The sequence below is a fragment of the Rhodococcus sp. P3_B8 genome (assembly GCF_056402775.1).
Genome location: NZ_JBFUGT010000254.1, coordinates 1 through 9,716, shown reverse-complemented (window position 1 = coordinate 9,716; position 9,716 = coordinate 1). Strand labels below are relative to the sequence as shown.

The window sequence follows — 9,716 nt, the reverse complement described above, 5'->3', positions numbered from 1 at the left end:
GATCGTGTCCTGGTCGTTGTAGCCCACGCTGACGATGCGCTGCGGGTCGGTCGGCACCTGGGTCTCGCCGTACTTGTGGGCGATGACGGGGCCGGACGGCTCACTGCCGGTGCCGGAGCCGTCGCCGTCCGAGCTGCTGCAGGCCGCGGCGAACGCGAGCAGCGCTCCCCCGGTGCCCACGAGGAATCCGCGTCGGCTCAGGCCGATCCTCTGTTGACCCACGTTCATGCGGCGACCCTCTCGTCTACCAGGTACTACGAACCACTTAGGTAAGGCTTGCCGAGCTTAGCCTAAGGGGTCGCGCGGACGGGTTCGCGCCACATCGCCCACAGCGTCGGCCCGCCGTCCGGGATCCGGATCTCGCCGGTGACGTCGAAGCCGAACCGCTGGTAGTAGGAAATATTGTCTTCCTTGCTCGACTCCAGATATGCCGGGAGCCCCTCGGCATCACATCGGTCCAGCCGCGACCGCAACAGCGCCTTCCCGTAACCGCCGCCCCGTCCCGCGTTCGACGTCCCGATCGTCGCCAGATACCAGTGCACGGGATCGACCGGGTGTGCGTCCTCGACGGTTCCGCTCACGGYGGCCCCGACGCCCAGCCGCGAGCCGAACGCGCGGACCAGCCCCGGCAGGCTGAGGAGCGACGACAACGTCGACTGCTTCCAGCCGCCGGGCGGATCCCACATCGCGGCCCCGCGGACCACGCCGTCGCCGTCCTCGGCCAGTTCGGCTCCGCCCCCGGCCAGATGGTGATGGCGGATCTCCACCGCGAACAGTCGCGGCAGGCCGCGCCGCCTGCGCTCGGGATCTGGCCACATCCACACCATCACGGGGTCGTCGAAGAACGCGTCGGCCAGGACGCGCGCCAGTTCGGGGATGTCGGATCCGGTCGCCGCTCGCACGCTCACACCCATGTCCAGAGGGTACGGGCACACCAGGCGGGCGCGCCGGAACGACTGGCCGTCGCGCCCGGTTCGGGGCCACTATGGACCCATGACCCGCCCCTCGTCCGCACGCAGTCCGCTCGAATCCGGCGGCAGGTGATGGGCCGCGTCACCGCGCGCCGCCCGGTCGTCCGCATCACCGAGCACGGAACGACACGCAGACCCGATTCGCTGGCCGTCGAGGAACCCCTCGAGATCCGGGTCGGCGGCCGTTCGCTGTCGGTGACGATGCGCACGCCGGGCGACGACATCGATCTGGTGCACGGATTCCTGCTGACCGAGGGCATCGTCGAGAGCCGCGACGACGTGTCCGTCGCCCGCTACTGCGACGGCGTCGACGAGAGCGGAGCCAACACGTACAACGTGCTCGACGTGGTTCTGGCCGAGGGCGTCCCGGCGCCGGGTGGACCGGAACGCCGGTTCGTGACCTCGTCGGCCTGCGGAGTGTGCGGCAAGGCGTCGCTCGACCAGGTCCGGACACGGTCACGATTCCCCTTGTCCGGCAACGACTTGTCGGTGACGGCGGCCACGTTGTCGTCGATGCCGACCACCCTGCGGTCGGGTCAGCGCATCTTCGATTCGACGGGCGGACTGCATGCCGCGGGCCTGTTCACCCCCGACGGCGCACTCGTCGCGCTGCGGGAGGACGTCGGCAGGCACAACGCCGTCGACAAGGTGCTGGGGTGGGCGCTGACACAGGATCGGGTGCCGCTGTCGGGCAGCGTTCTCCTCGTCAGCGGGCGCGCATCCTTCGAACTGGTGCAGAAGTCCGTGATGGCGGGGGTACCGATGCTCGGCGCGGTGTCGGCGCCGTCCTCGCTGGCCGTCGACCTGGCACTGGAATCCGGCACGACGCTCGTCGGCTTCCTCCGTGGGGAGTCGATGAACGTCTATGCCGGAGCCCAGCGCGTGAAGACCGGGGCCTGAGCGGGCGTTTCTAGACGGTGGCGTCGACCAGGAGCGTCGCGCCGGTGGCCGCCTGGACGTCCTCGACGCTGTGGCCGGGAGCGGTCTCGACGAGCCGCAGGCCGTCGGGAGTGACGTCGATGACGGCGAGATCGGTGACGATCTTCTGCACGCAGCGCTTGCCGGTGTACGGCAGCGTGCACTCCTCGAGGATCTTGTGCTCACCCTTCTTGGTGACGTGATCCATCATCACGATGACCTTGCCCGCGCCGTGGACGAGGTCCATCGCGCCGCCCATGCCCTTGACCATGGCGCCCGGGACCATCCAGTTGGACAGGTCTCCGTGGCTGCTGACCTGCATGGCGCCGAGAACGGCCACGTCGACGCTGCCGCCGCGGATCATCGAGAAGGAGTCGGAGGAGGAGAAGAACGCGCCGCCGGGGACCACCGTGATGGTCTCCTTGCCCGCGTTGATCAGTTCGGGGTCGACCTCGTCGTCCGTCGGGTACGGCCCGACGCCGAGGATGCCGTTCTCCGAGTGCAGGATGACGTCCTTGCCGGCCGGGATGTGACCGGGGATGAGGGTGGGCATGCCGATGCCGAGGTTCACATACTGCCCATCCTCGAGTTCGGCCGCGACCCGGGCCGCCATCTCGTCACGCGTCCAGCTCATGCCCGCACCGTCCTGTTCTCGATTCCCGTTTCCTGCTTGCCGACCTCGACCACACGCTGGACGAAGATGCCGGGGGTGTGCACCTCGGCGGGGTCGATCTCGCCGGGCTCGACGAGGTACTCGACCTGCGCGATGGTGATGCGACCGGCGCCGGCGGCGTCCGGGTTGAAGTTGCGGGCCGTCTCCCGGTACACGAGGTTGCCGAGGCGGTCACCCTTCCATGCATGGACCAGCGCGAAGTCGGTGCGGATGGCGCGTTCGAGGACGAAGGCCTCCCCGTCGAACTCGCGCGTCTCCTTGGGCTTGCTCGCCACCGCGATGCCACCCTGGCCGTCGTAGCGGATCGGCAGACCGCCGTCGGCGACCTGCGTCCCGACACCGGCGGGGGTGTAGAAGGCGGGGATGCCCGCTCCCCCGGCGCGCATGCGCTCGGCCAGCGTGCCCTGCGGAGTGAGCTCGACCTCGAGCTCTCCGCTGAGGTACTGCCGCGCGAATTCCTTGTTGGCGCCGACGTACGAGCTGATCGTGCGCCGGATCCGGTGCTGCTCGAGGAGCAGACCCAGACCGAAACCGTCGGTGCCGCAGTTGTTGCTGACCGTCTCGAGGTCGGTGGCACCTTGTGCGAGGAGGGCGTCGATGAGGACCGAGGGGATACCGACGAGGCCGAAGCCGCCCACCGCGAGGGACGCTCCGTCGGGGACATCGGCAACGGCCTCGGCCGCCGTTGCGAAGACTTTGTTGACCATGTGACCCAGGCTACCGCAAAATGTTCGAGTAGTGAACACCCATCCACATTGCGAACAAATTGCGCCCCGCCTGTTGGCCCCATCACAGAACGCGACTACTATGTGCGAATAGCGGCCGACTGTTCACATCGAGAACGTGAGGATCTTTTTCCATGCTGCATCTGCCAGCCCACCACCACGCCGGGCACGAAGCGAATGCCCCGCTGCTGTTCCCCGAGTACAAGACAACTCGGCTGCGCAGCCCCAAGAACGACCTGATCCTGGTCCCGCAGCGACTCGGCGAGATCACCGGTCCGGTCTTCGGCGACGCCGACATCGCCAAGGGTGAGAACGACATGACCCACGCCAACGGCGGCGAGGCCCAGGGACAGCGCATCATCGTCCACGGCCGCGTCCTCGACAGCGCGGGCAAACCCATCCCCGACACCCTCATCGAGGTGTGGCAGGCCAACGCCGGAGGCCGCTACCGCCACAAGATGGACTCCTGGCCGGCCCCGCTCGACCCCCACTTCAACGGTGTCGCCCGCTGCCTCACCGACGAGCAGGGCCACTACGAGTTCACGACCATCAAGCCCGGCGCCTACCCCTGGGGCAACCACCACAACGCGTGGCGGCCCGCGCACATCCACTTCTCCCTGTTCGGTCAGGCGTTCACCCAGCGGCTGGTCACGCAGATGTACTTCCCGGACGATCCGTTCTTCTTCYAGGACCCGATCTACAACGCGGTGCCCGAAGCGGCACGCGAGCGGATGATCAGCACGTTCGACTACGACCACACCCGCGACAACTGGGCCGTCGGATTCAAGTTCGACATCGTCCTGCGCGGTCAGGACGCCACCCCGTTCGAGGACCCGGAGGGCCACTGATGATCGACACCCAGAACCCCGACGCCCCCCGCTACCCGGTCCTCGCCAAGAGCCAGGACCAGGTGCCGTTCGGTGTCACCCCGTCCCAGACCGTCGGCCCGTACGTCCACATCGGCCTGTTCCCGACGTGGGAGAACAGCGGCGACGCCGTCCCCGAGGATGCGCCGGGACGAATCGACGTGTCCTTCAACGTCATCGACGGCGCCGGTCAGCCCATCGGCGACGCGATGATCGAAACCTGGCAGGCAGATGCCGCGGGACGGTTCAACAGCCCCACCGATCCCCGCGGTGCCGCCGAGGCGACCCCCGCCGGCTTCCGCAGCCTGGCCCGCGTGTTCGCCGACGAGAGCGGCACGATCGTGGTGCACACCGTGAAGCCGGGCGCACTTCCCGCCGAGGACGGCGCCGTCGAGGCCCCGCACATCAACGTCGGACTGTTCGCCCGCGGCATGCTCGAGCGGCTGTACACGCGGCTCTACTTCCCCGAGGACACGGACGCGCACGCATCGGACCCCGTGCTCTCCGCCGTCCCGGAAGCCGACCGCCCCAAGCTGATCGCGGAGAAGACGGATCGCGGATACCACCTGACGATCCACGTGCAGAACACAGAAGGACGGGAAACCCCGTTCTTCGCCCTGTAACCGGTCACAACCCAGAAAGGTGTCGCGCGTGAACTCTCCGGAGCCTTCCCGGGGTGCCCTGTTCGATCCGACGTTCGGTGCCGGCGACTTGTCGGCGCTGCTCTCGGACCGGGCGTGGGTCACCGCGATGGTCGAGGTCGAGGCCGCACTGGCCCGGGCGGAAGCGAAATGCGACGTCATCCCCGCCGCGTCCGCCGACGCCATTTCGTCGGTGTTCGCGCGCGTCGTCGCCGAGGGCTCCGTGGATGTCGGTGCCCTCGGCGAGGCGGCCGCAGCGGGCGGCAATCCCGTGATCCCGCTGGTGAAACTGCTCCGCGGCGAGGTCACGGCCGCCGATCTCGGGGTGCCCGGAAGCCACGTGCACAAGGGCGCCACGAGTCAGGACATTCTCGACACCGCCCTGATGCTGCTGTGCCGCCGGTCGGGTGCGCACATCCTGGCGTCCCTCGACGAGGCGGTGCTGTGCGCCGAGGCGCTCGCACGGGCCCAGCGCGACACCCCCATCGCCGGCCGCACACTCGGCCAGCAGGCCCTCCCCACCACGTTCGGCGTGCTCGCCGCGGGGTGGATGACGGCGTTGCACAGGGCTTCCCGCGCGCTGTTCGACGCACTGGACGGCCTCCCCGTGCAACTGGGAGGTGCGGCCGGCACGTCCGCTGCGCTCTACCCGCACGGCCTCGACGTCGCCGACGTGCTCGCCGACGAGCTCGGGCTGGCACGTCAGGACGTGCCCTGGCACACCGATCGCACCCGCATCGCACTGCTCGCGTCGGCGCTCGGAACGGCCGCGGGCGCAGTGTCCAAGATCGCCACCGACCTCGTGTTCCTGTCGTCCACCGAGGTCGGCGAGGTCAGCGAAGGGTCACCCGGCGGTTCGTCGGCCATGCCGCACAAGCGCAATCCGGTGGCCGCGATCGCGGCCCGCGCCGCGGCCCGCCGCACCCCGGGACTCGTCGCGACGATCCTCGGCTCGATGGATCACGAGCAGCAGCGCGCCGCGGGCGCCTGGCACGCCGAGTGGGAAACGCTCACGGACCTGCTGCGTCTCACCGGCGGAGCCGTCGCGCGCATCGCCGACTCGCTCGGTGGGCTGAACGTTCACCCCGACGCGATGGCCCGCAACCTCGACATCACCGGTGGCCTGCTCCTCGCGGAACGCGTCACCGGCGCCCTGTCCGCCCGCACCGACAACGCGCGCGACCTCGTCACCGCCGCGTGCGAGACCGGACACCCCCTCGACGAGGATCCGGGGCTCCTCCAGTACCTGCAGGCGGACGAGATCCGCGCCCTGCTCGACCCCGCCGGATACCTCGGCCACGCCCACGACATCGTCGACCGCGCACTGGAGACAGTGGCCCGCGGCCGGGAAGGAACGCGATGACAGTCGCACTCGCACACGAAATCTCCGGACCCCGAAGCGGCGCGGCGGACGCCCCCGTCGTCGTCCTGCTCGGATCGCTCGGCTCCAACCGGTCCATGTGGGACCCGCAGATCGCGGCCCTGTCCGACGAATGCCGGGTGGTCGCCGTCGATCAACGCGGCCACGGCGAATCGCCGGCACCGGACGGTCCGTACTCCGTCCGCGACCTGTCCGAGGACGTCCTCGCCCTGCTCGACTCGCTCGGCGTGGACGCCGCCCACTTCGTCGGACTGTCCATGGGCGGGGCGATCGCCCAGTGGCTCAGCGCGCACGCTCCGCGCCGGGTGCTGTCGCTGTCGCTGCTGTGCACCGCCGCGAAATTCGGTGAACCGCAGGCATGGATCGAGCGGGCCGCGGCATCACGCACCGACGGTCCGGAGTCGCTCGCGGATGCCGTTGTCGCACGGTGGTTCAGCGAGGGGCTCGCCAAACGTGATCCGGAATTCGTCCGGCACTACCGCGAAATGATCGCGTCGACGTCCCCCGAGGGATACGCCGCGTGCTGCGACGCCCTCGCCGACTGGGAGTTCACTGCCGACCTGTCCCGCATCAGCGCACCGACACTGGTGATCGCGGGCGAGGAGGATCCGTCCACCCCGCCGTCGGTCATGCAGATCCTCGCGGACGGCATCACCGGTGCCCGGTTCGAGGTGCTCTCCCCCGCCGCCCACGTCGCGAACCTCGAGCAGGCAGGTGCCGTGACGGCGCTGCTGCGCGAACACATCGTCGGCGGCGGGTACGCGCGCGGACGTCGCGCCGCGCACGCACAGGGAATGACGGTGCGACGCTCGGTACTCGGCGACGCGCACGTGGACCGCTCCGTGGCGGGAACCACCGACTTCACGGCACCGTTCCAGGACTTCATCACCCGCACCGCGTGGGGCGACATCTGGTCGCGCCCCGGGCTGGACCACGAGTTGCGGCGACTGCTCACGATCGCCGTTCTCACCGCGGTGGGCAACGAGCACGAACTCGACATGCACATCCGCGCCGCCCTCCGCGCGGGTGTCGACGCCGACACCATCGGTGAGGTGCTACTCCACACCGCCGTCTATGCCGGTGTGCCCAACAGCAATCTCGGTTTCGCACTCGGCAAACAGGCCCTCGCCGACCTGTCCTCCGCCGGCACCGGGCCCACGGAGGAGAATTCGCAGACATGACCGCTACCGAACCGACGGAGAAGATCCTCCCGTCCCCCGACTACGTGCAGTCGCTGGCCCGGGGCCTCGCCGTGATCCGCTGCTTCGACAACCGGAATCAGCGGCGCACGCTCAGTGACGTCGCCCGCGCCACCGACCTGACCCGCGCCACCGCACGCCGATTTCTGCTCACCCTCGTCGAGCTCGGCTACGTGGCCACGGACGGTTCCGCGTTCTGGCTCACCCCGCGGGTTCTCGAACTCGGATACAGCTACCTGTCGAGCCTGTCGCTGCCGGAGGTCGCGCAGCCGCACCTCGAGAGGCTGAGCCACAAGGTGCACGAGTCGTCGTCGGTGTCGATCCTCGACGGCGCCGACATCGTGTACGTGGCCCGCGTGCCCGTCAGCCGGATCATGACGGTGGGCATCACCATCGGCACCCGGCTCCCCGCGTACGCCACCTCGATGGGCCGGGTCCTGCTGGCGGGACTGCCCGACGACGAACTCGACGCGTACCTCGAGAAGCTCGACATCCAGCGGCTCACCGAACGCACGATCACGGCCCGTGACGAGCTGAAAGCTGCGATTCTCGCTGTTCGCGCGGACGGTATCTGCGTTCTCGACCAGGAACTCGAGGCAGGCCTGCGGTCGATGGCCGCCCCGATCCGGGGCGCCTCCGGGCTGACCGTCGCCGCGGTGAACATCTCCACTCCGGCCGCGCGATACAGCCTCGAGGATCTGCATTCCGATCTCATCCCGTCGCTGCGGGTCACCGCAACCGACATCGAACAGGACCTCGCCACCGTCAATCGCTGACGCAGTGCCCGAGGAATCTTCATGAAAGGTCTTTCCATGCGTGACGTCGTCATCTGCGAGCCCCTGCGAACGCCGGTCGGGCGCTTCGGCGGAGTGTTCAAGGACATCACCCCGCAGAGCCTCGCGGCCACCGTCATCACGGCGCTCGTCGAACGCACCGGCATCGAGGGCAGCCAGATCGACGACGTCATCCTGGGCCAGGCGTCCCCGGGCGGGGAAGCCCCGGCCATCGGCCGGATCGCGGCCCTCGACGCCGGACTCGGCATCGACGTCCCCGGCATGCAGGTGGATCGCCGCTGCGGATCCGGTCTGCAAGCGGTCATCACCGCCGTGCTGCAGGTGGCGTCCGGCGGCAACGACCTCGTCCTCGCCGGTGGCGCCGAATCCATGAGCCAGGCCGAGTTCTACACCAACCCGAACATCCGCTGGGGCGTCAAGGGCGAAGGGGTCCAACTCGCGGACCGGCTCGCCCGCGCCCGCGTCACCGCTGGCGGCGCGAACTTCCCCGTGCCCGGCGGCATGATCGAGACCGCCGAGAACCTGCGCGCCGAGTTCGACATCAGCCGTGAGGACCAGGACGCGCTCGCCGTGCAATCGCACCAGCGTGCCGTCGCCGCGCAGGAATCGGGCCGCTTCGCCGAGGAGATCGTCGGAGTGACGGTGCCGCAACGCAAGTCGGACCCGCTCGTAGTCGACAAGGACGAGCACCCGCGCGCAGACACGACGGTGGAGTCGCTGTCGAAGCTCCGTGCCATCCGCTCCAAGATCGATTCCGCCTCCACCGTCACCGCCGGCAACGCCAGCGGGCAGAACGACGGTGCCGCCGTGTGCATCGTGACGACCGCCGAGAAGGCGAAGGAACTCGGGCTGAAGCCCCTCGCCCGCATGGCGTCCTGGGCCGTGGCCGGCGTCCCGCCGCGCACCATGGGCATCGGCCCGGTGCCCGCCACGGAGAAGGCCCTCGGTCAGCTCGGACTGTCGCTGTCCGACATGGGTGTCATCGAACTGAACGAGGCCTTCGCCGCGCAGACGCTCGCCGTCCTCCGCAGCTGGGACCTCGACCCCACCGACGAACGCCTCAACCCCAACGGATCCGGCATCTCCCTCGGACACCCCGTCGGTGCCACCGGCGGCCGTATTCTCGCCACCCTCCTGCGGGAGATGGACCGTCGCGGATCCCGCTACGGGCTCGAGACCATGTGCATCGGCGGCGGCCAGGGACTGGCTGCGGTGTTCGAGCGGGTCTGATCCAGAAACGCGGGTCTGTCGTCAGGCCAGCGCACCCACGACACCCTCAGCGGTCTCGAGCAACCTGCCCGAGGCCGCGAGGGTGACCGCGGCCTCGATCTCCGGCGCGAGGTGACGGTCGGTCCCCGGTCCGGGAACGTGCTCGCGGATCGTGTCCCGCACCGCACCCGTCGCCGGCGACGGCGCCAGCGGGGCACGCAGGTCGAGCGCACGAGCGGCCGTCAACGCCTCGATCGCGAGCACCCGGGTCAGTCCGTCGATCGCCCGGCGCAGCTTCCGGGCCGCCGACCACCCCATCGACACGTGATCCTCCTGCAT

Annotated in this window: 11 protein-coding genes and 1 pseudogene; 7 read left to right on the top strand and 5 right to left on the bottom strand. The window is 69.4% G+C overall.

The features are described 5' to 3' along the window. Both AC1D1G_RS36020 and AC1D1G_RS36015 read right to left on the bottom strand, forming a co-directional pair. A pseudogene (locus AC1D1G_RS36020) lies at nucleotides 1–228 on the bottom strand (iron-siderophore ABC transporter substrate-binding protein); the annotation flags it as partial. Between the two features lie 62 nt (nucleotides 229–290). Further along, nucleotides 291–914: a GNAT family N-acetyltransferase gene (locus AC1D1G_RS36015; protein WP_477955858.1), complete on the bottom strand. Its 624-nt coding sequence runs from the start codon at nucleotides 912–914 to the stop codon at nucleotides 291–293. 129 nt (nucleotides 915–1,043) lie between these two features. Here AC1D1G_RS36015 and fdhD point away from each other — a divergent pair, with 129 nt between their 5' ends. Beyond that, nucleotides 1,044–1,871: a formate dehydrogenase accessory sulfurtransferase FdhD gene (fdhD, locus tag AC1D1G_RS36010; RefSeq protein WP_418342550.1), complete on the top strand. Its 828-nt coding sequence runs from the start codon at nucleotides 1,044–1,046 to the stop codon at nucleotides 1,869–1,871. A 10-nt stretch (nucleotides 1,872–1,881) separates the two neighbouring features. Here fdhD and AC1D1G_RS36005 read toward each other — a convergent pair whose 3' ends face one another. Next, nucleotides 1,882–2,523, bottom strand: coding sequence for a 3-oxoacid CoA-transferase subunit B (locus AC1D1G_RS36005; protein ID WP_009474040.1), 642 nt, complete (start codon nucleotides 2,521–2,523; stop codon nucleotides 1,882–1,884). Continuing rightward, the gene (locus tag AC1D1G_RS36000; protein ID WP_005248111.1) at nucleotides 2,520–3,269 is read right to left on the bottom strand and encodes a CoA transferase subunit A; all 750 of its coding nucleotides are present in this window, start codon (nucleotides 3,267–3,269) and stop codon (nucleotides 2,520–2,522) included. Before AC1D1G_RS36000 ends, AC1D1G_RS36005 begins: the two co-directional genes overlap by 4 nt. Nucleotides 3,270–3,421: 152 nt before the next feature. Between AC1D1G_RS36000 and pcaH the strand changes: the two genes are divergently transcribed. Genes pcaH through AC1D1G_RS35970 form a run of 6 tightly spaced genes read left to right on the top strand, consistent with a single transcriptional unit; the run spans nucleotide 3,422 to nucleotide 9,398 of the window. Beyond that, nucleotides 3,422–4,135, top strand: a complete 714-nt coding sequence (gene pcaH, locus AC1D1G_RS35995; protein ID WP_477955856.1) for a protocatechuate 3,4-dioxygenase subunit beta — start codon at nucleotides 3,422–3,424, stop codon at nucleotides 4,133–4,135. Then, nucleotides 4,135–4,776 (top strand): protocatechuate 3,4-dioxygenase subunit alpha, encoded by a 642-nt coding sequence (gene pcaG / locus AC1D1G_RS35990; protein WP_283333598.1) that lies wholly within the window; start codon nucleotides 4,135–4,137, stop codon nucleotides 4,774–4,776. The genes pcaH and pcaG overlap by 1 nt, the downstream gene beginning before the upstream one ends. Nucleotides 4,777–4,804: 28 nt before the next feature. Beyond that, nucleotides 4,805–6,157 carry a 3-carboxy-cis,cis-muconate cycloisomerase gene (pcaB, locus tag AC1D1G_RS35985; protein WP_477955854.1) on the top strand — a complete coding sequence of 451 codons (1,353 nt, stop codon included), beginning with the start codon at nucleotides 4,805–4,807 and terminating at the stop codon, nucleotides 6,155–6,157. Continuing rightward, nucleotides 6,154–7,356 carry a bifunctional 3-oxoadipate enol-lactonase/4-carboxymuconolactone decarboxylase PcaDC gene (pcaDC, locus tag AC1D1G_RS35980; protein WP_477955852.1) on the top strand — a complete coding sequence of 401 codons (1,203 nt, stop codon included), beginning with the start codon at nucleotides 6,154–6,156 and terminating at the stop codon, nucleotides 7,354–7,356. Before pcaB ends, pcaDC begins: the two co-directional genes overlap by 4 nt. Further along, nucleotides 7,353–8,150, top strand: coding sequence for an IclR family transcriptional regulator (locus AC1D1G_RS35975; protein ID WP_280782372.1), 798 nt, complete (start codon nucleotides 7,353–7,355; stop codon nucleotides 8,148–8,150). Before pcaDC ends, AC1D1G_RS35975 begins: the two co-directional genes overlap by 4 nt. Before the next feature lie 36 nt (nucleotides 8,151–8,186). Then, entirely contained in the window at nucleotides 8,187–9,398 is a 1,212-nt protein-coding gene (locus AC1D1G_RS35970; protein WP_477955860.1) for an acetyl-CoA C-acetyltransferase, read from the top strand. Nucleotides 9,399–9,419: 21 nt separating this feature from the next. On the opposite strand, the gene AC1D1G_RS35965 is transcribed toward AC1D1G_RS35970, so the two are convergent. Then, nucleotides 9,420–9,716 (bottom strand): aromatic amino acid lyase (locus AC1D1G_RS35965; RefSeq protein ID WP_477955851.1); only part of this gene is annotated, 297 nt, incomplete at its 5' end.

What these genes read in the sequence shown, in the direction of transcription:
- fdhD (WP_418342550.1), top strand. Translation starts at nt 1,044, where the DNA reads ATGGGCCGCGTCACCGCGCGCCGCCCGGTCGTCCGCATCACCGAGCAC.
- AC1D1G_RS36005 (WP_009474040.1), bottom strand. Translation starts at nt 2,523, where the DNA reads ATGAGCTGGACGCGTGACGAGATGGCGGCCCGGGTCGCGGCCGAACTC.
- AC1D1G_RS36000 (WP_005248111.1), bottom strand. Translation starts at nt 3,269, where the DNA reads ATGGTCAACAAAGTCTTCGCAACGGCGGCCGAGGCCGTTGCCGATGTC.
- pcaG (WP_283333598.1), top strand. Translation starts at nt 4,135, where the DNA reads ATGATCGACACCCAGAACCCCGACGCCCCCCGCTACCCGGTCCTCGCC.
- pcaDC (WP_477955852.1), top strand. Translation starts at nt 6,154, where the DNA reads ATGACAGTCGCACTCGCACACGAAATCTCCGGACCCCGAAGCGGCGCG.
- AC1D1G_RS35975 (WP_280782372.1), top strand. Translation starts at nt 7,353, where the DNA reads ATGACCGCTACCGAACCGACGGAGAAGATCCTCCCGTCCCCCGACTAC.
- AC1D1G_RS35970 (WP_477955860.1), top strand. Translation starts at nt 8,187, where the DNA reads ATGCGTGACGTCGTCATCTGCGAGCCCCTGCGAACGCCGGTCGGGCGC.